Source organism: Streptomyces sp. GC420 (genome assembly GCF_009916105.1).
Taxonomy (GTDB): domain Bacteria; phylum Actinomycetota; class Actinomycetes; order Streptomycetales; family Streptomycetaceae; genus Streptomyces.
On sequence record NZ_JAAAXQ010000112.1, the window covers coordinates 1 to 20,649 of the forward strand.

15 protein-coding genes are annotated in these 20,649 nt (G+C 71.3%); 9 read left to right on the top strand and 6 right to left on the bottom strand.

The genetic code is table 11. The features are described 5' to 3' along the window. The 3 genes from GUY61_RS16185 to GUY61_RS16195 form a co-directional block, all read left to right on the top strand. Positions 1-3,196, top strand: a 3,196-nt coding sequence (locus tag GUY61_RS16185) for a WD40 repeat domain-containing protein (RefSeq protein ID WP_166630874.1), incomplete at its 5' end; no start/stop codon positions are given. Between the two features lie 321 nt (positions 3,197-3,517). Further along, a complete protein-coding gene (locus GUY61_RS16190; RefSeq protein ID WP_166630875.1) occupies positions 3,518-4,441 on the top strand; it encodes a C40 family peptidase in 924 nt (307 codons plus the stop codon). Positions 4,442-4,622: 181 nt separating this feature from the next. Beyond that, on the top strand, positions 4,623-5,267 hold the full coding sequence (locus GUY61_RS16195; protein ID WP_166630876.1) for a lipoprotein: 645 nt from the start codon (positions 4,623-4,625) through the stop codon (positions 5,265-5,267). A 318-nt stretch (positions 5,268-5,585) separates the two neighbouring features. Here GUY61_RS16195 and GUY61_RS41180 read toward each other — a convergent pair whose 3' ends face one another. The 6 genes from GUY61_RS41180 to GUY61_RS16230 all read right to left on the bottom strand — a co-directional run bounded on the left by GUY61_RS41180 (position 5,586) and on the right by GUY61_RS16230 (position 11,753). After that, positions 5,586-5,708, bottom strand: coding sequence for a hypothetical protein (locus GUY61_RS41180; protein ID WP_279576808.1), 123 nt, complete (start codon positions 5,706-5,708; stop codon positions 5,586-5,588). 201 nt (positions 5,709-5,909) lie between these two features. Next, positions 5,910-6,140, bottom strand: coding sequence for a hypothetical protein (locus tag GUY61_RS16210; RefSeq protein WP_166630877.1), 231 nt, complete (start codon positions 6,138-6,140; stop codon positions 5,910-5,912). A 335-nt stretch (positions 6,141-6,475) separates the two neighbouring features. Beyond that, positions 6,476-7,711, bottom strand: a complete 1,236-nt coding sequence (locus GUY61_RS16215; protein ID WP_313896688.1) for an acyltransferase — start codon at positions 7,709-7,711, stop codon at positions 6,476-6,478. Further along, the gene (locus GUY61_RS16220; RefSeq protein WP_166630878.1) at positions 7,708-9,873 is read right to left on the bottom strand and encodes a bifunctional polysaccharide deacetylase/glycosyltransferase family 2 protein; all 2,166 of its coding nucleotides are present in this window, start codon (positions 9,871-9,873) and stop codon (positions 7,708-7,710) included. The genes GUY61_RS16215 and GUY61_RS16220 overlap by 4 nt, the downstream gene beginning before the upstream one ends. A 3-nt stretch (positions 9,874-9,876) precedes the next feature. After that, on the bottom strand, positions 9,877-10,596 hold the full coding sequence (locus tag GUY61_RS16225; protein ID WP_166630879.1) for a hypothetical protein: 720 nt from the start codon (positions 10,594-10,596) through the stop codon (positions 9,877-9,879). A gap of 188 nt (positions 10,597-10,784) precedes the next feature. Beyond that, positions 10,785-11,753, bottom strand: coding sequence for a LysR family transcriptional regulator (locus GUY61_RS16230; protein ID WP_313896689.1), 969 nt, complete (start codon positions 11,751-11,753; stop codon positions 10,785-10,787). Between the two features lie 1,034 nt (positions 11,754-12,787). Here GUY61_RS16230 and GUY61_RS16235 point away from each other — a divergent pair. From GUY61_RS16235 to GUY61_RS16260, 6 genes are all read left to right on the top strand, one after another. Continuing rightward, complete coding sequence (locus GUY61_RS16235; protein ID WP_166630886.1) at positions 12,788-14,131, top strand: MFS transporter; 1,344 nt, start codon at positions 12,788-12,790, stop codon at positions 14,129-14,131. 199 nt (positions 14,132-14,330) lie between these two features. Beyond that, positions 14,331-15,638 (top strand): extracellular solute-binding protein, encoded by a 1,308-nt coding sequence (locus GUY61_RS16240; protein WP_166630881.1) that lies wholly within the window; start codon positions 14,331-14,333, stop codon positions 15,636-15,638. Beyond that, positions 15,635-16,600 carry a carbohydrate ABC transporter permease gene (locus GUY61_RS16245; RefSeq protein WP_166630882.1) on the top strand — a complete coding sequence of 322 codons (966 nt, stop codon included), beginning with the start codon at positions 15,635-15,637 and terminating at the stop codon, positions 16,598-16,600. Before GUY61_RS16240 ends, GUY61_RS16245 begins: the two co-directional genes overlap by 4 nt. Next, on the top strand, positions 16,597-17,421 hold the full coding sequence (locus tag GUY61_RS16250; protein WP_166630883.1) for a carbohydrate ABC transporter permease: 825 nt from the start codon (positions 16,597-16,599) through the stop codon (positions 17,419-17,421). Before GUY61_RS16245 ends, GUY61_RS16250 begins: the two co-directional genes overlap by 4 nt. 25 nt (positions 17,422-17,446) lie before the next feature. After that, positions 17,447-19,669, top strand: coding sequence for an alpha-xylosidase (gene yicI, locus GUY61_RS16255; protein ID WP_166630884.1), 2,223 nt, complete (start codon positions 17,447-17,449; stop codon positions 19,667-19,669). A gap of 14 nt (positions 19,670-19,683) precedes the next feature. After that, a partial coding sequence (locus tag GUY61_RS16260) for a LacI family DNA-binding transcriptional regulator (protein WP_313896690.1) occupies positions 19,684-20,649 on the top strand: 966 nt, incomplete at its 3' end.

Sequence of the window (20,649 nt, forward strand, 5' to 3'; positions counted from 1 at the left end):
AGTGGCGGGCGGGCCGGTCGACAGCGCCGTCGTGGTGCTCGGCCTGCGGGCCGACTTCTCCGGGAACTGCCTGGACTTCCCCGAGCTGGCCCCGGTCTTCACCGACGGGCTGTTCGTGCTGCCCCCGATGTCCGTGGCGGAGCTGCGGGAGTCGATCACCCGCCCGGCGGAACTCGGAGGCGTGACGCTCGAACCCGGCCTCGTCCCCCTCCTCCTGCGGGACGCCGGGCTCCGCGACGACCCGGCGGGGGCGGGAGCGGAACCGGCGCAGCCGGGCCCGACGGGTGCAGGAGCAGCGGGTGCGGGACCGGCGCGGGCGGCAACCGGGGCGGCCCCGTCCCCGGCGACCGCGCCCGACGACACGCTGTCCGGTGTGCTCCCCCTGGTGTCCCATGCCCTGATGGCCACCTGGCAGCAGCGCGAGGGCTCGACCCTGACCGTCGCCGGGTACGAGCGCACCGGCGGGATCCGGGGCGCGGTCGCCCGCACCGCCGAGGACGTCTTCGCCCGCCTGTACCCGGCCGAGCAGCGGACGATCCGCCGCATCCTGGTGCGGCTGGTCCATGTCACCGAGGGCGCCGGGGCGACGGCCGGGGCGACGCGGCGACGCATGAGCAGGACCGCCCTGACGGAGCAGATGGAGCAGCTTGCGGACGCGGACGGCGCCGCGGCGGCCCTCGACGCCTTCGTACGCGCCCGGCTGATCACCATCGACAGCGACACGGTCGAGATCACCCACGAGGCCCTGCTGGACGCCTGGCCGCGGCTGCGCGGCTGGATCGACGCCGACCGGGCCGGGCTGCTGATCCACCAGCAGCTGACCCTCGCGGCCGAGGAATGGGAGCGCGAGGACCGGGACCCGTCCCTCCTCTACCGCGGCACCCGGCTGCACACCGTACGCTCCTGGGCCGCCGAGCGGGGCGGGCTGGACGGGTCGGACGGCCGCAGCCGGCTCGGCCCCCGGGAGGAGGCGTTCCTGCGGGCGAGCCGGGCCGAGGAGGAGAGCCGGGAGCAGCAGACCAAGCGCCAGGTAAGGCTCCAGCAGCGGATGCTGGCCGCGCTCGTCGTCCTGCTGCTGTTCGCCCTGACCGCCGGGGGCCTGGCCTACCAGCAGCGCGAGGGCGCGCTCGACCAGGAACGCGTCGCGCGGTCGCGGGCGCTCGCCGTGCAGTCCACGTCGCTGGCCTCCGGGCAGCCGGAGTCCTCGATGCTGCTCGCCGAGGAGGCGTACCGCGCCGAGGCGACGACCGAGGCGCGCGGCGCGCTCCTGAGCACCCAGTCCCAGCCGTTCTCCGCCCGGCTCCGCGGGCACGAGGGGCCCGTCAACGCGGTGGCCTTCGCACCGGGGGGCCGAACGCTCGCGACGGCCGGTTCCGACGGGACGGTGACCCTCCGGCGGGTGGCGGACCGCCGTACGACCGCGCGGTTCACCGTCCCCGGACGCGTGCGCTCGGTCGCCTTCAGCCCCGACGGCCGGACGCTCGCCGCCACCTCCACCAAGGGGCCGGTACGCCTGTGGGACACCGCCGGGGACCGTACGGAGGTGGTCCTGCCCGCGCTCACCGAGGGCGCCAGGGCAGTGGCCTTCGACCCCGGCGGCCGGACGCTCGCCACCGCGGGGGCCGACGGGACGGTACACCTGTGGGACACGTCCCGGGATCGCGGAGGCCCCCGGGACCGCGGGGACTCACGGGACCGTCCGGAGCCCCGGCCCCTCGAGCCCCTCCTCGGACACGTCGGGAGGGTCAACTGCCTGGCGTACGCGCCGGACGGCCGGACCCTCGTCTCGGCCGGCGCCGACGGGACCGTACGGCTTTGGGACCCGGTGCGCGCCCGCCCGCTCTCCGTCCTCAAGGGGCACACCGACGAGGTGCTGGGCGCGGCGTTCGCCCCGGACGGCCGGACTCTCGCGACCGGCGGCGGCGACCGGACCGTACGGCTGTGGGACATGGAGGAGAGCCGTACGAAAGCGACGCTGACCGGGCACAGCGACGACGTCAACGGGCTCGCGTACACGCCCGACGGGACCACGGTCGTCAGCGCGGGCGGCGACGGCACCACCCGGCTGTGGGACGTGCGCGCCGGCCGGCTGACCACCACGCTCGCCGGACACACCGACTATGTGCTCGGGGTGGCCGTTGGCTCCGGCGGCACGGTGCTCGCCACCGCCGGGTTCGACAAGACCGTGGTGCTGTGGGACCTGCGCGCCGCGGCCCTGACCCCGCGGCCGTTCACCGAGATCTGGCAGGCGGCGTACAGCAAGGACGGAAGGCTGCTGGCCACCGCCGACGCCGATCACACGGTGCGGCTGTGGGACGTGGCACGGCGCAGGGTCCTGGCGACGCTCCCCGGTCACCGCGGGTCGGTGTTCTCGGTGGCCTTCGACCGGGACGGCCGGACGCTGGCCTCGGCGGGCTCCGACGGCACCGTCCGCCTGTGGGACGTGGCCGCGCGCCGCAGCCTCGCCACCCTCACCGGACACGAAGGGGACGTGTTCGCGGTGGCGTTCGCCCCCGACGGGCGGACCGTGGCATCGGCCGGCGCGGATCGCACCGTCCGTCTGTGGGACGTCGCCGGACGGCGCCAACTCACCAAGCTCGCCGGCCACACGGACTTCGCCAACGACGTCGCGTTCAGCCCCGACGGGCGCACCCTCGCGAGTGCCGGGGACGACCTGACCGTACGCCTGTGGGACCTCACCGGGCGCCGGAGGCCGGTCGAACTCACCGGCCACACGGGCGCGGTGCAGGGCGTGGCCTTCAGCCCGGACGGGCGGACCGTCGCCAGCAGCGGCAACGACGGGACCGTACGCCTGTGGGACGCGCGGCGGCACCGGCACACGGCGACGCTGACCGGTCACACGGGCTCCGTACGGGGCCTCGGCTTCGCGCCTGACGGCCAGACCCTCGCCAGCAGCGGCAACGACCGTACGGTGCGGCTGTGGGACGTGGCCGGCCGGCGCGCGTGGGCCACGCTGACGGGCCACGCGAACGCGGTGCGGGGTGTGGACTTCGCGCCGGACGGGCGGACGGTGGCAAGCAGCAGCAACGACGGCACGGTGCGGCTGTGGGACCTGGACGTCGGGGCGCGGCTGGCGGAGATCTGCCGGCTGCGCGAAGACATCCGGCCCGCGGAACGGGAGACGCTCATGCCCGGTCTGCCCGTGTCCTTCGCCGACGGCTGCGCCCGGCCGTGACCGTACGACGCCGCCGTGACCGCCCGGCACCGTGACCGCAGGGCAGTGCGGGGTGCCGGCGTCGGTGCGACCGCCGGGCAGTGCGGGCGCCGCGGAGGCCGGGTGCTCGGCGGGTTCGGAGCAGCCCTGCTCGGCGGGGGTTTCCCGGGTGTTGCCCGTTGCCCGTTCGGACGGGGCGCCGCCGGATCCTCGACGCGCGGGACGACGGCCCGTCAGGCTGCTGTCGGCGGCCTGTTGCACGGACCGGACGCAACCAGCCCGCCCAACGTGCACGCACGTTTCTCTCACTGTCCGTCCACGCACCACGAAACGGGGACTCACATGACTCACCCGACTCCCGGCCATCGCCGACCGGGCCTTACCGGCACCCTCACCACCTCGCTCACCGCCGTACTCGCCGGGTTACTGTCCGCCCTCCTCCTCTGGGCACCCGCCGCCTGGGCCTCCGCCGCCGCGCTGTCGGCCCCGGCCGCGCGTGCGGCCGCGGCCGCCGAGTGCGCCCCGCTGGCGCCGGGAGCCTCGGCGGCAGCCCAGCGCGCCATCGCCGCCGCGTGCGAGCACGTCGCGGCGGGCACCTGGTACACGTGGGGCGGCGGCCACGGTCCGCAGCCGGGTCCGACCTACGGGAAGGTGGACCCGGAGGACCCGGCCAGCGAACACGACCCGGAGCGGCTGGGCTTCGACTGCTCGGGCCTGGTCCGCCACGCCTACGCGCAGGCCGCCGGCTCGGACATCCTCAACGGGGACGCCAGCGCGCAGTACTACACGCACCGCGCCGCCGAACGCTTCACCGCCGCCCAGGGCCTCGCCCCGCTGCTCCCGGGAGACCTCCTCGCCTGGGGCACCTCCGCCGATCTCAAGCACATCGCCATCTACCTCGGCGCGGGCAAGATGGTGGAGGCCAAGCAGTCCGGCACCAAGATCATGGTCAGCGACGTCCGCCTGAACAGCAGCTACTACGGGGCACTCCGCGTCAACACCGGCCCGGTGACCGGGCACGTCTTCAAGACCTGGGGCACCGGCGTCTGGACCAAGGCGAAGCCGTCCGTCTCGGCCGCCCGCGTCTACGCCTTCCCCGGCCCGACGACGATCCGCGTCCAGTGCCAGAAGCACGCCGAACCGGTCACCGCCGACGGGTACACCAACGACGCCTGGTCGTACCTGCCGGACTACAAGGCCTGGGTCACCAACATCTACATCCAGGGCCCGGCCTGGCTGGACGGCGTACCCACCTGCGACTTCTGACACCGCACGGGGTTCGCAGTCCGGGGCAGTGACCGCCTACGGGGGGCGGCCACTGCCCCGCCGGACGTCCGGCGGGGCTTCACCGCGTCACGGCGGCCGTGCGCTCGGCCGCCGGGGTCGTCCGGCACGGCTCCGGTACGGTGATCGTCCCTGCGTCCCTGCGCGAGAGGAGGCTCGTCCGGTGCGAGCGAGGTATGCGGTGCGCGGTGCGGCGGGAACGGCCGCGCTGATCGGAGTCCTGACGGCCTGCTCGTCGTCATCGGAGACCGGCGCGGACCCGAAGCCGTCCGGCACCAAGGGCACCTCGGCGGCCGCGGAGGCCACGGACACGGCCGCCGCGCGCGGAGGCTCCATCGGGGGCTCCGGTTCCCCCTGCGAACTGCCGGTCACCTTCGGCCTCGCCAAGTCCTGGAAGGCCGAGGCCGTCGACACGGACCCCGACAGCGAACTCGGCGAAATCCTGCTGCGCCAGGGCTCGGTCACCCTCGTCTGCGAGATCGACGCCAAGCCCGCCGGGAACATCGGCTTCCTCCGCGTCTGGACGGGCGAGCGCACCGACGACTCGCCGCGCGACGTCCTCGAAGCGTTCCTGGGGGACGAGACGGGCATCAGCAAGGAGAAGTACTCCGAGTTCACGGCCGGCGACCTCGTCGGCGCCGAGGTCGTCTACCTCAGCACCGCCGACGAGCCCAAGCAGGAAACCGCCCTCGCCGTCACCACCCCGACCGGCCCGGTCGTCCTCCACCTCGGCGGCCTGGACACGGAGGAGCACAAGGAGATGCTCCCGGCCTTCGAACTGGCGAAGCGCACCCTGCGCGTGGGCTGAGCCCGACGTCGGCCACGATGCTGACCGCTGGTCAGGTCACGCGCTCAGGGAGCCGGTGTGGCGATGGTGACGGTGGGGTCAGCCCCGGGAGCAAGGTGCATGTCGACCGAGAGGTCCAGGGCGCGGGCCAAGCGTGGTGTGCAGGCGCTCGGCCAGGTCGGCCTCGCTCAGTCCGAGTTGCTTGCGCCGGTCGTGGACGGCCTTGCCCAGCGTCATGGCCAGGCCGGCTTCTTCGTGGACGCGGTCGTACTCGGGGTCGGCGTCGAGGTGTTCGCCGGTCAGCCGACGGGTGGCGGCGGGTCCTCCTTTTGCTGTGATTCATCGGTTCTCCTTGAGGTCGTGACTGCAGACGGCGTGTTCGGTGGCGAGTTCGCGGCGGGCCTCGCAGGCAGCCTGGGCGGCAAGGGCGCGTTCCACCTCCGCCGTCTCGCGCCGGAGCACCCGCCTTCACGGCCAGCGACCTCACCGGCGCAGAGGCCGCGTTCCTCAGCGCCGCCGACGAGCAGGAAACCGCCCTCACCCTGCGACCCGCAGCCTCTCCCTCACCCCGTTCCCTCGCCGTACGCGAAGGCGCCGCTGCGCGGCAGAACCGCCCACATCCGCGTCCCTTCTATCCTGACACCGACTTCAAGGACGGATTGGTCACCCCATCTTATCCAACGCCTTGATGAGGAAGTGTATCTCGGCTGCCCGATTGGGCTGCATACCAAACTCTCCAGCATTCATACCGGCGCGAGCCGACTTGGCCTTATCGATGATGTCGGCCCTTAGGCTCGGATTCGAATGGATCTCGTCCAGAACCTTCTGGACCTCTTTCGGACTAGCCGTCCCGCACCGAAGGCGAATACCCTCAGCACCAATCCCGCTGACCATTCGGAAAGATCCTTACCTCATTCTTCCCGATGTGGATATGAGCCCCCTTGGTGGCCCATGAGGTGCCAAGGCCTTCGCGTAGACAAGGCTGGATGCCTCGCCCGTACTGGCGCGGCCCACAGCCGCAGAGAGTCAGCCGCGGTGGCGGGTGCGCCGGCGGATGACCCGCCACGTGTCTTCCAGCACCCCGCGTCGGCCTCGGCCACGGAGGGGGACTGCAACGGAGGCGGTCTCCCTCCGCGCCGACCCCCGCCGCTGGGCACCTCGGTACCGCGCACCGGCCTCCGGGCACCCCGGCCGGGCGGCACCGGGCGGGGCGCTCAAAGGCCAGGGTGTCAGCGGCCGTGGGCTCCCGCCGGGCGGCGGCGGGTGGAGCGGCTGCCGTCCGGCCACAGGCGGGGGCTGCGCTTGGCCGCCAGGTCCTCGATCCAGCCGACGGCGAGGATCATCAGGCCGATCAGCGGCCAGACCAGCACGAACATCCACGTGGTGTAGGTCGCCTCGAAGAAACCCTCCAGGTGCGTGTACACGAAGGGGACGTCCCAGAGCAGGTCGAGGAGCGGGATGGTGGCCATGATCAGGGTGTTGTGCCACAGGTAGATCGTCACGGCCCTGTTGTTGGAGAGCGTGACGAGCTTGTCCCACTTGGCGAGCCGGCCGGGGAGCTGCTGCCAGGACGGTGAGTAGACGAGCAGGAGCACGACGAAGCCGAAGGACCAGGTCGCCTGGGCCAGCGGGATGTCGTTGAGGTCCCAGCCGTCCGGACCGAGGTGGTTGGAGGCCCACCACAGGCCGAAGGCCATGACCAGGGCCGAGCAGGAGATGAGCAGGTAGCGCGGCACCTGCTTGAGCAGCCCGTCGTGGTGGGCGAAGCCCAGCATCCAGCAGGCCCCGTACGCCGCGAAGTCGGTGACGGCGTTGCCCGTCTCACCGGGGATCTTGACCAGGTCCGTGCCGACGACCGCGGTGAGTGCCAGCGGCGCGAGCAGCGTGGGCCAGGGGAAGCGGCGGAACAGCCACAGCATGAGCGGCGAGAGGAGCACGAACCACAGGTAGGCACGGATGTACCAGAGGGGACCGAGGGCCTGGACGGCCCAGGTGTCCTCCAGCAGGCCCGCCTTGTCCCCGATGAGCCACGGGAACGGCGGGGCGCCGACGGGGACGATGTAGTTCGCCAGGGAGACGAACCACCAGATCCCCTCCTCCTTGACCGGCTTCCAGCCCGCCGCGAAGAGCATGGTCAGCATGACGGCGCTGAACACCCATACCGGGGGCAGCAGACGGCGGACACGGCTGCGGATCACGCCCAGCGCGGGGCGGGCGAGCGAGCGGGCCATCAGGGACCCGGCGAGGGCGAACATCACCCCCATCGAGGGGAACAGGACGGTCAGCCAGGCCCAGCCGAAGATGTGGTAGACGACGACACGGACCAGGGCGATGGAACGCAGCAGGTCCAGGTAGCGGTCGCGGCCGGGAGCGGTGCGCGCGGGGGCGGCGCGGTCGGGGGCGGGCGCCGGCGCCGGGACGGAACCGGCGGCGTCCGGGAAACCTGTGGTGGGGCTGTGCGTCACGCGACGGGCCTCTTCTCGTTCCTCCGTACCGCGCCGGTCTCCACGGGCGCCGACTCGACGGCGCCCGTGCGGCGCAGCTTCTGCCAGCGGAGCCGGCCGCCGGTCAGCGCGGTGATCCAGGACTGCAGCAGTACGACGTACATCAACTGCCGGTAGAGGATCTGCTGGAGGGGCAGCGAGATCAGGTGACGCATCGACTCGCGGTCGAGCCGGAAGGCGTACGCGGCGCACACGGCCTGGATGGCCAGGACGCCGAGCCACGCGATGACCGTCTTCTCGGTGGGGCCGAAGATCAGTCCGTAGAGCAGGAACACGTCGATGAGCGGGGCCAGCAGCGGCGCCACGACCATGAACAGCGACACGAAGGGGAGCCCGACACGTCCGAAGCGCCCGGAGGGTCCGCTCTCGATGAGGGCCCTGCGGTGCTTCCATATGGCCTGCATCGTGCCGTACGACCAGCGGTAGCGCTGCGACCAGAGCTGCTGGACCGTCTCCGGTGCCTCGGTCCAGGCGCGGGCCTTCTCGGCGTACACCACCCGCCAGCCCTCGCGGTGCAGTGCCATGGTGACGTCGGTGTCCTCGGCGAGGGTGTCCTCGCTCATCCCGCCGATACGGCGCAGCGCGTCGCGGCGGAAGGCGCCGATGGCACCCGGGATGGTGGGCATGCAGCCCAGCACGTCGTACATGCGGCGGTCGAGGTTGAAGCCCATCACGTATTCGATGTGCTGCCAGGCGCCGATGAGCGAGTCGCGGTTTCCGACCTTGGCGTTGCCGGCGACCGCGCCGACCCGCGGGTCGGCGAAGGGCTGGACGAGTTCGCGGATCGTGGAGGGCTCGAAGACCGTGTCGCCGTCCATCATCACGACGATGCCGTACCGGGCGTTGCGCAGGCCGTTGTTGAGCGCCGCGGGCTTTCCCGCGTTGGCCTGGCGGATCACCCGCACGTTGGGTATGCCCATCGACTCGACGATGTCGGCGGTTCCGTCGCTGGAGCCGTCGTCGATGACGATGATCTCGATGGGGTGGTCGCTCTGCATGAGGGAGCGCACCGTGTTGGTGATGCACTTCGCCTCGTTGTACGCGGGCACGAGGACGGAGACCGGTCCGGTGACCGGGTCGCCCCAGCGGAAGTCCTTGCGCCGGACGCGGCGGGCGTGCAGCGCGGACAGGAGCAGCATCAGGCCGAAGCGGGCGATGACGAGGACACCGATGACGGCAAGGCCGGCGACGAGGACGCGGGTGACGTTCTCGGAGACGGAGACGGCCGCGACGAAGGCCTTGCCCTTCCACAGCTCCGGGCCGGTGACGGTGGTGTGCGCGCTGGGTGCGTTCAGGGCCTCGGTGAGGTTGGCGAACTTGTAGCCCTTGTTCTGCAGTTCGGGCAGCAGCCGGTCCAGCGCGGCCACGGTCTGCGAGCGGTCACCACCGGAGTCGTGCATCAGCACGATCGCGCCGTCACCCTCGTTCTTGGGGGTCACGTTGCGGACGATGGCGTCCACTCCGGGCTTGGCCCAGTCGCGGCTGTCGGCGGTGTTGAACGCGATGATGTATCCGCGGCCGCCGATGTACTTCGCGACCGGCCAGGACTTGTTGTCCAGCGCGTCGGAGAAGGAGGAGTACGGCGGGCGGAAGAGGGATGTGCGGATTCCGGCGGAACCGGCCAGGGCGAGCTGGTTCTGGGACAGCTCCCAGTCGATGCGCCCCTCGGTCTGGAACGACAGGTCGGGGTGGTTGAAGGTGTGCAGCCCGATCTCGTGGCCCTCGCTCACCATCCGCTCGACGAGGTCGGGGTGGCGCGAGGCCATGGTGCCGGTGATGAAGAAAACGGCGTGCGCGTCGTACTCGGCGAGCTTGTCGAGGACCTTCGGCGTCCACGTCGGGTCCGGGCCGTCGTCGAAGGTCAGTACGAGCCTGCCCTCGGGTATGCCGAGGGTCTTGGCCTTGGTGCCGCGGGCGTCGAGGACGGGCCCGCCGCTCAGGATGTCCTCCGGCACGAGGTCGGTGGGGGCGGGCTCGCGCACCCGGTGGTCGGCCAGGATCTCGCTGTGCACGTATCCACGCAGCATGAGCATGGCGAGAAGTGCCATGAGGAAGAGCGAGGGGAGCAGGTAGCGCAGGGGCAGCCGACGGCGCCGCACCTTGGCCCTGGAGCTTCGCGCCATGTCTTACTGTCCGCCTTCCGACACGAGTTGGGCGGCGGCGCCACCGGAGATTTCGTCGCTGGGGTCGGGGGTCGGCTCTTCGCTCGTGGAGGCGGAGGGCTCCACGGGGTCGACCGGGTCGACCGGACCCGCGGTGGACTCGGTCGGGTCCGGGTCCACAGGATCGGGATCGGAGCCTGTCCCGCCGGTGCCGTCGGCCGTCGACTTGGAGGGGGCGGGGTTCTTCGTCTCCTTTTCGGTGGCCGGGCCGCTGCCGGCGACACTGCCGCTGGGTGTCACGGTGACGCCGTTGGAGACGGTGGGCGTCACGCCGGGGCTCAGGGAAGGCGTGACACCGGGGCTCAGCGGGACGGAACCGCTCGGTGCGGGCTCGACGGTGTCGGCGTTCTTCTCCTCCTGGCCGGGTATGCCGAGCCAGGGCGCGCTCGCGTTGCCGCCGAGCAGGGAGAAGACGAGCACCACGGCATAGCAGCCGAATACGACGCCGAAGAATATGCCGACGCGGCGCAGCTTGCGCCTGCGGTTGCCGCTCTCGTCCACGAAGACCGGGCCGTCGGCGCCCTCAGGACTACCACCCGGAACCGGCGGAAGATTTCCGAGCGTCCGGCCGACGCCCTCCAGCTGGATGGTCATCTCGTCGGCGTAGGTCGCCTCGTGCGGATTGCCGGCGCCGGCCGCCTCGTAGGCGTCGTCGGCTGAGTCATCGACACGCCTCGTGGCCACGTCTGTTTTCCGCCAGATTTCCATGTTGCTGCACACCCCCCTGACCAATAACCGGGTGCGCGCGACGTTCCGGACACTTGCCGTCGGACCGGGCCCCCACCCGTATCCGAGCGCCCCCTTGACCACACGTGCCCGGGCGTCGAATGTAGCGCACGCGCACCCGCCTTGCGTGCGGTGTCCGGTTCTTCTCAGCATGCAGGAAGCATCAGCCGAGCGTCCTCGTCGGGCAGCCAGGCGCCGGCGGAACGCTCCAGCCAGCCGAATTGTCGCGAAGACCGGTCCGCCACTTCTCGCAAAACACGCAAACCGGGGTGACGAAGGCCACGGCTCCACACCAGGGAGACCGGCGAGAGCGGCACCGGCCGCACGATCGGCCGGAGCACCATTCCCGGCATCTCGATGAACTCCGTGCTGGCCAGGACCGACCAGCCGCGCCGGCCGACGATGCGTACGAACTCCTCGGCGCCGTCGATCTCCGGGAAGGGGTCGGCCAGACGGATGCCGCGCCCGGCGAGAAGCCGGGTGGCCAGATCCGTCCACTCCGCTGTGGACGGATTGCCCGCGGCGGCGTAGAGGGTCTCACCCTTGAGGGCGTCGAGCGGGACCTCCTCGCGGGCGGCGAGGGGATGACTCGCGGGAAGCAGCACCGCCATCCGCTCGAAACGCACGGGGAGATGCCCGAGGCGGGCAAGCACCGCCGGGTCGAGCCCGGCCACCCGGCCGAACGACACGTCGAGCCGCCCGGCCAGGATCTCGGCCGCGGCCCCGGTCAGTCCGCTGTGGAACCGGGCCACGAACTCGATGTCGGGAGCCTCGGCCCTGGCCGCCCGCAGCACCTCGTAACCGGTGCCCACCCGGGCCCCCACGTCGACGAGCAGCGGCCGCTTCTCACGGGAAGAGCGGGCGGCGTCGAGTTCGTCGTGCGCGGCCAGCACCCTGCGTACGTAGGGCAGCAGCCGCTCGGCCTCGGGGGTGAGGACGACCTGCCGCGTCGTGCGGACGAACAGCTCGGCGCCCAGCTCCCGCTCCAGGCGCCGGATGTCACGGCTGAGCGCCTGCTGCGCGGTGTAGAGGCGCGCGGCGGCCCGGGTGAAGTGCAGCTCTTCGGCCACGGCGGCGAAGGCGCGGAGCAGGCGGGGATCGAGGTCTCGGGGCACGGCCGGAAGGCTAAGCGCTCCGCCGGAGATCCGGTGCGTCATCCGCGGGGTCCGTCGTGGCCGGTCCCCGTCCATGCGGACCGTCCGTACGTGATCGAGACGGCCCCCTCGCTCAGAGGGCGCCGCCGCCGGCCCGCACCGGACTTCGCCGGGCACCGCCCGTGCCGGGATTGACAACAGAAGCGCGTGAATGGCTGCTGACCAGGTGTTGGACCGCGCCGGGGTCCGCCGCCGAGGGTGAAGACATGCCCACCGACTACTCTCCCGCCCCGCTGATCCTGGCCGTCTCCGGCAGCACCCTGGTCGCCACGCCCAGGCCACCGACCGGGCGGCGGGCGGGCGGCGGCTCCCGGCCCGCGCGACGGGCCGCCACGCGCCCGCCCGGCACGTCCGGAACATCCGGCACACCCGGCACGTCCGGCAGGTCCCATGCATCCAACGTATCCGGCACGTCCGACGCGGCCGACACAGCGGCCCCCGGAGACCGCGCCGCCCCCTCGACCTGTCCTCCGCAGACCGACACTGGGCCCGGCCCGGACACTACGCCTCGGGCCACTCCCCAACCCCTGTCCGGCGCCGCGCCTGCGGACGGGACCGGAGCCCAAGGCCGGCTCGAAGGACAGGACGAGAACGCGGCTGGGCGCGAGGCCGGGAAGCGAGGGCAAGGCGGCACAGGGCACCGGGCCGGCCCGGGTGGTTGTGCCGCGACCACGGCGCAGACCGGCCCCGCCCTCGCGGGCCAGGCCGACGTCCGCGAGCGGGCAGACGCCCACCGCCTCGGCCGGGCCCGAGCCGAGGACCCCGCCGGGGCCGAAGGCAGGGCCGAGGCCGGCGAGCAGGCCGGGGCCCACCGCGGTGACCATGCGGAAGCCCGCCGCGAGCAGGAAGAAGCACAGGCCCAGCACCGGCACCGGGGCCCTTCCGGAGTCGGGGTCTCCGCCGGGGAGCGGGCCGGGGGCGGTCAACGGGGACGCGCAGCCGTACGCAACCCGTACCGGCGACTCTTCGCGCTCCCCGGCACCACGGCGTTCACGATCGGGAATCTGATCGCGCGGCTCCCCATGGGCATGTTCGGCATCAGCGCCGTGATCATGATCGCCGGCTCGCGCGGCAGCTACGCACTCGCCGGGGCGGTCACCGCCACCGGGCTCGCCGCGACCGCCGTCGTGGCGCCGTACACCGCGCGGCTGATCGACCGGCACGGGCAGGCGAGGGTGGCGGTGCCCGCGACGGCGGTCGCCGTGCTCGGCTCACTGGCGCTGCTGCTGTGCGTACGCCTCGACGCACCCGACTGGACGCTGTTCGCCGCGTACGCCATGACCGCGACCACCCCGAACACCGGCGGCATGTCGCGGGCGCGCTGGGCGCACCTGTACCGTGACGACCCCTCCGCGCTGCACACCGCGAACTCCTTCGAGCAGGCCGCCGACGAACTCTGCTTCATGCTGGGTCCGGTACTCGCCGCGCTGCTCTGCGGGGCCCTTTTCCCCGAGGCGGGCACGCTCGTGGGGGCCGTCCTCTTCCTCACCGGCGTGCTGCTCTTCACCGCGCGGCGCGACACCGAGCCACCGGTCGCGAACGCGAACGCGAACACGGAAACCGGCACGGGCACGGGCACGGGCACGGGCACGGGCACGGACACGGACACGGACACGGACACGGACACGGACACGGACACAAATGAGGACACGAACACGGACACGAACACGAACACGGACGCGAGCGCGAGCACGACGCGCGGCGGCACCGGACGCCCGCCCCGGCCCCGGTCGCCGCTGCGGCGGCCCGGCATGGCCGCCCTGCTCGCCGTCTTCGCCGCGACGGGCGCCGTGTTCGGCTCCATGGAGGTCGTCACCGTCGCGTACGCCGACGAGAACGGCCGCACCTCCGCGGCCGGCGCCGTCCTCGCGCTCCAGGCGGCGGGTTCCTGCGCCGCCGGCCTGCTGTACGGGGCGTTGAAGCCCGCCGGCCCGGCCGCTCGCAGGCTGCTCCTGTGCGTCGCCGCCATGGCCGCTCTGATGGGCCTGCCACTGCTGGCCGCATCGGCCGACAGCGGATCACTGCCCGTCCTCGCCGGATCGCTGCTGCTCGCCGGCGTGGCGACGGCTCCGACGATGGTCACCGGCATGACTCTGGTCCAGCGGTTCACGCCCCCGGCACAGCTGAACGAGGGCATGACCCTCGCCGTGACCGGACTGCTGGGCGGCATCGCGGCCGGCTCGGCGGCCGGCGGCCGCCTGGTGGAGCAGGCGGGCGCGGCCGCGGCCTACACCGTGCCGCTGGGCGCCGCCGTGCTCGCGCTGCTCCTTGCCGCACTCGCCCTGCCCGGCATGTCCCGTGCGTCACGGACGCCCCGGACATCCGCATTTCCGCACTGACCGGCGGCCCCCAGAGCCTCCAGCATGCATTTCGTTAACACCATTGACATACCCGGGGCCCAGGCCTACGTTCCCCGTCGAAGCGCTTCGACGATTTCGTCGAAGCGGTTCGAATCACCAGAACGAAGCACCAGAAGTGTGCTGCACATGATCCATTGATCCATTCCTGCGCCGAATTCCACTCTCCTGGAGGAAGCGGATGTTCAAGGCACAAAAGCGCGGCGTGAGCCTGCTGGCAGCCGCCCTCGCGGGAGCCATGGCCCTGGCCCTGAGCGGCTGCGGCGGCTCGGACGACTCGGCCGCCGGTGACGGAAAGACGCTCAGACTCTGGCACTACGAGGGCCCCGACAGCGCCATGGGTCAGGCATGGGCGGAGGCCGTCAAGGAGTTCGAGAAGACCCACCCGGGCGTCGAGGTCGAGTTCGAGGAGAAGGGCTTCGAGCAGATCCAGAAGACCGCCCCGATGATCCTCAACTCCGACGACGCGCCCGACCTCATGGAGTACAACAAGGGCAACGCGACCGCCGGCCTGCTCTCCAAGCAGGGGCTGCTGACCGACCTGAGCTCCGAGGCCACCGCGCGCGGCTGGGACAAGCGGCTCAGCGACAGCGTCAAGACGACCAGCATGTACGACGCGCAGGGCGTGATGGGCTCCGGCAAGTGGTACGGCGTCCCCAACTACGCCGAGTACACGATGGCGTACTTCAACAAGGACCTCTTCGACAAGCACGGCGTCGAGGTCCCCACCACCTTCGCCGAACTCACCGACGCGCTCGCCGCGTTCAAGGCCAAGGGCGTCACCCCTCTCGACAACTCCGGCGCCGAGTACATCGCCCACCAGTACGTCTACCAGCTCGCGCTCTCCAAGGCCGACCGCTCCTGGGTCGACTCCTACGAGCTCTACAAGGGGAAGACCGACTTCCACGACGAGGCCTGGACCTACGCCGCCGAGACCTTCGCCGACTGGGTGAAGAAGGGCTACATCGCCAAGAACTCCAGCGGCACCAAGGCCGAGGACGCCGGCGTCGCCTTCATCTCAGGCAAGTACCCCATCCTGTTCTCCGGCAGCTGGTGGTTCGGCCGCTTCCAGAGCGAGATCAAGGACTTCGAGTGGGGCACCTTCCTGTGGCCCGGCTCCAAGCTGACTCTCGGCTCCGGCGGCAACCTGTGGGTGGTCCCCAAGGGGGCCGAGAACAAGGAACTGGCCTACGACTTCATCGACATCACGATGAAGAAGAACATCCAGAACATCCTCGGCAACAAGGGCGGCGTCCCGGTCGCAGCGGACCCCGCCGCGATCACCGACGAGCAGTCGAAGACCCTCATCGAGAACTTCAACACCCTGTCCGAGAACGACGGTCTGGCCTTCTACCCGGACTGGCCGGTCCCCGGCTTCTACGACGTCCTCGTCTCCGAGACGCAGAGGCTCATCACCGGCAGCGCCTCCACCGGCGAATACCTCGACGCCCTGCAGAAGGCGTACGACGCGGGCGCGCCGAAGCAGTGAGCACCGTCGCCAAGCAGCCGTCGGTCCGCCGGGCGGGAGCCTCCCGGCGGACCGGCGGTCCCCGCCACCGCCCCGACCGCCGCGACTCGTACGCCGCCTTCCTGCTCCCCGGCACCCTCGCCTTCCTCGCCGTCATCGTCGTCCCGTTCGCGATGAACACGTACGTCGGCTTCACCGACTGGCAGGGCGTGGGCACCCCGCACTGGACCGGCATCGACAACTACAAGGCGCTCGCCCAGGACTCCGCCTTCTGGGAGTCCTTCCGGCACAGCCTCTCCATGGTCGTCGCGATGGCGGTGCTGCCGACCGCCTTCGGACTGGTCGTCGCCGCCGTCATCTTCGACTTCATCGGCAAGCACTTCGGCTCCCGCTGGGCGGCCGTGCTGCGCGCCTGCTTCTACCTCCCGCAGGTGCTGCCGATCGCCGTCGCCGGAATCGTCTGGTCCTGGATCCTCGCCCCCGAGGGCGGCTCCCTGAACGAGCTGCTGGAGGCCGTCGGTCTCGGCTCCCTCCAGCAGGACTGGCTGGGCGACCCCGACATCGCGCTCTACAGCGTGATGGCTGTGATGGTGTGGGTGCAGCTCGGCTTCCCGCTGGTCGTCTTCATGGCGGGTCTCCAGCGCGTCGACCCCGGCCTGTACGAGGCGGCGGAGCTGGACGGCGCCGGCTGGTGGCGCAGGTTCTGGCACATCACACTGCCGCAGATCCGTCCCGAGATCTACGTCGTCCTGGTGTGGTGCACCATCGCCGCGCTGAAGGTCTTCGGCGCGATCTACGTCCTGACCAAGGGCGGCCCCGGCGGGGCCACCAACGTCCCCTCCTACTTCTCCTTCCAGAACTTCTTCGAGAAGACCCAGGTGGGCTACGGCTCGGCGGTCGCCACCGTGCTCACGGTACTCATCCTCGCGCTGGCCCTGTTCGGGCTGCGCCTGCAGACAAGGGCGGAGGACGAAGACCGGTGACCACCGCCATCCGCCGTTACCCCGTACTCGCCGCGATGTGCGTCGGCGCCGCCTTCATGGTGCTGCCCTTCCTCATCGTGACGCTGAACGCCTTCAAGTCCCCCGCCGAGTACAGCGCCAACGGCCCGCTGAGCCTGCCGGAGGGGTTCTACCTCGACGGCCTCAAGGACTTCTGGGAGCGCGTCGACTTCGGGCAGAAACTCCTCAACTCCGTACTGATCAGCGGCGCGGTGGCTCTCGGCGCCGTCGTCCTCTCGGTCCTCAACGCGTACGCCATCGGCATCGGCAGGATCAAGGGCCGCCCCTATGTGCTGGCCTTCTTCGTGCTGGCCAACATGCTGCCGCAGGAGGCCCTGGTCTACCCCGTCTACTACCTGTCCAAGGAGGCGGGCCTCTACGACACCCGGCTGAGCGTGATCATCGTCTTCACGGTCATCCAGGCCGCGTTCGGCACCTACCTGCTCTCCTCGGTCCTGGGCTCCTTCCCCAGGGAGATCATCGAGGCGGCCAGGATCGACGGGGCGGGCAAGTGGCAGATCCTGTGGCGGATCGTCGTGCCCGTCAGCCGGCCCACCATCGGCGTGCTCCTGGTCTTCTTCTTCATCTGGACCTGGAACGAGTTCCTGCTGCCGCTGGTCATGCTGATCTCCAACGACAACCAGACGGTCTCGGTGGCCCTCGGCGTACTCCAGGGCCAGCGGCTGATGGACGCCACGATGACCAACGCCGCCGCCCTGCTGGGCGTGCTCCCGGCGATCGTCTTCTTCCTGCTCTTCCAGCGGACCCTCACCCGCGGCATCGCCGTGGGCGCGGTCAAGTGATCAAGTGAGCCGAAAGGCCTGATGCATGAAGTTCACCGACGGCTACTGGCTGATGCGCGAGGGAGTGACCCCGGCCTATCCGGTCGAGGTGCTCGACGTCACCACGGGTTCCGGCGCGCTGGAGATCCACGCGCCGACCCGGCCGATCCGCCACCGCGGCGACCTCCTCAAGGGGCCGGTCGTCACGATCTCCTGCACCTCCCCGATGCCGGACGTGATCGGCGTGCGCCTCACCCACTTCTCCGGCGGCACCGCCCCCGGCCCGCACTTCGAGCTCTCCGGGCAGGACGGCTTCACCGCCGAGGCGTCATACGACGGGGACGAGGCCGTCCTCACCTCGGGCGAACTGTCGCTGCGGGTCGGCCGCAAGGGCCCCTGGCAGCTGGACTTCCGGGCCGGCGGGCGGACGCTGACCAGCAGCGGCGTCAAGGGCATGGGCATCATGGAGACCGCCGGCGGCGGCCACTACCTGCGCGAGCAGCTGAACCTCCGCGTCGGCACGAGCGTCTACGGTCTCGGCGAACGCTTCGGCCCGCTGGTCAAGAACGGCCAGACCGTCGACATCTGGAACGCCGACAGCGGCACCTCCAGCGAACAGGCCTACAAGAACGTGCCGTTCTACCTCACCGACGGCGGTTACGGCCTCTTCGTCGACCACCCGGGGAAGGTGTCGTTCGAGGTCGGCTCCGAGGCCGTGTCCCGGGTGCAGTTCAGCGTCGAGAGCCAACAGCTCGTCTACTACGTCATCTACGGGCCCACGCCCAAGGAGATCCTCCGCAAGTACACCGCGCTGACCGGCCGCCCCGCGCTGCCGCCCGCCTGGTCGTTCGGCCTGTGGCTGTCCACCTCGTTCACCACCTCCTACGACGAGGAGACCGTCACCTCCTTCATCGACGGCATGGCCGAACGCGGACTCCCGCTCTCCGTCTTCCACTTCGACTGCTTCTGGATGCGCGAGTTCAACTGGTGCGACTTCGAGTGGGACCCCCGGGTCTTCCCCGACCCGGAGGGCATGCTGCGCCGGCTGAAGGGACGGGGCCTGCGGATCTGCGTCTGGATCAACCCGTACATCGCGCAGCGCTCCCCCCTCTTCGCGGAGGGCCGCGACCACGGCTACCTGCTGCGCAAGGAGGACGGCGGCGTCTGGCAGTGGGACCTGTGGCAGCCCGGCATGGCACTGGTCGACTTCAGCAACCCTCAGGCCCGTGAGTGGTACGCGGGCAAGCTGAAGCGGCTCCTCGACATGGGGGTGGACTGCTTCAAGACCGACTTCGGCGAGCGGATCCCCACCGACGTCGTGTACGCGGACGGCTCCGACCCGGAGCGGATGCACAACTACTACACGCAGCTGTACAACGAGACCGTCTTCGAGCTGCTGCGGCGCGAGCGCGGCGAGGGGGAGGCGGTGGTCTTCGCGCGGTCGGCGACCGCCGGCGGGCAGAAGTTCCCGGTGCACTGGGGCGGCGACTGCGAGTCCACGTACGAGTCGATGGCCGAGTCGCTGCGCGGCGGCCTGTCACTGGGGCTGTCCGGCTTCGGGTACTGGTCGCACGACATCGGCGGCTTCGAGGGAACCCCGGACCCGGCCCTGTTCAAGCGGTGGATCGCCTTCGGGCTGCTGTCCTCGCACAGCAGGCTGCACGGCTCGTCCTCGTACCGCGTGCCGTGGCTCTTCGACGAGGAGTCCGTCGACGTGCTGCGGGTCTTCACCCGGCTCAAGCTGCGGCTGATGCCCTACCTGGCCGAGGTGGCGCGGCAGGCCCACACCGAGGGACTGCCCATGATGCGGGCCATGGCACTGGAGTTCCCCGGCGACCCGGCCTGCGCGCACCTGGAGCGGCAGTACATGCTCGGCCCCGACCTGCTGGTCGCGCCCGTCTTCTCGGACGACGGCGAGGTCTCGTACTACGTGCCCGACGGGACCTGGACGCACTTCACGACCGGTGAGCAGGTCACGGGCCCGCGCTGGGTGCGCGAGACGCACGGCTTCCTCAGCGCCCCCGTACTGGTCAGGCCCGGCGCGGTGATCCCGGTCGGCGCGGTGGACGACCGCCCGGACTACGACTGGGCGGACGGGGTCACCCTCCACGCCTACGGCCTGCGGGACGGGGCCGAGGTGACGGTGCGGGTGCCGAGCGCCACGGGAACGGCGTCCGTATTCACCGTCGTACGGGACGGGGACGCGGTACGGGTGAGCGAGCACGGCTCGGGAGGAAAGCCCTGGCACCTGGTCGTCGACGGCGTCTGAGAGGACAAACGGCAGTGGTCAAGATCACCGATGTGGCGAAGCACGCGGGGGTCTCCCCCAGCACGGTCAGTTACGCGCTCAGCGGCAAGCGGCCCATATCGGAGGAGACCAGACGCCGCATCGAGACCAGCATCCGCCAGCTCGGCTACCGCCCGCACGCCGGGGCACGTGCCCTGGCCAGCGCGCGGTCGAAGGTCCTGGCGCTCGTGATGCCCTTACGCAGCGGCATCCACCTGCCCGTGGTCATGCAGTTCGCCATGTCCGTGGTCACCGCCGCACGGCAGCACGACCACGATGTCCTCCTCCTCACCCGGGAAGAGGGGGAGGACGGCGTGCGGCGGGTCGCGGACAGCGCGCTCGTCGACGCCTTCGTCGTCATGGACGTGCAGTTGCACGACCGCAGGCTGCCGCAGCTGCGCGCCCTGGACCGTCCCGCGGTCCTCATCGGCTTCCCAGCCGACCCGGCCGGGCTGACCTGCATCGACCTCGACTTCCGGGCCGCCGGCGAGGCCTGCGTCGAACACTTGGCCATGCTCGGTCACCGCTGTGTGGGACTGATCGGCTCACCGCCCGAGGTGTACGTGCGGGAGACCGGGTTCGCCCGCAGGGTGGCCCAGGGCTTCACGGCCGCCGCCGACCGGGTCGGGCTGTCCTCGACCGTCCATCCGTGCGAGTCCGACCCGGCGGCCGCGCGCGCCCTGGCGCGGCGACTGCTGCGCGAGCACCCCGCGCTGAGCGGTGTGGTGATCCACAACGAGCCACTGCTGGGACCTCTGATCGAAGCCTTCCGCGAGGAGGGCATGCGGGTGCCGGAGGACCTGTCCGTCGTGGCCATCTGCCCCGACGAACTCGCGGAGCAGTCCCGCATCCCGCTGACCTCGGTCTCCATCCCCGCCGCGGAGGTGGGGGCGCGCGCTGTCGATCTCCTCATGCACAAGCTCGCGGACCGCCCGGTCCCCGCCGCCACGCTCCTCCCCCCG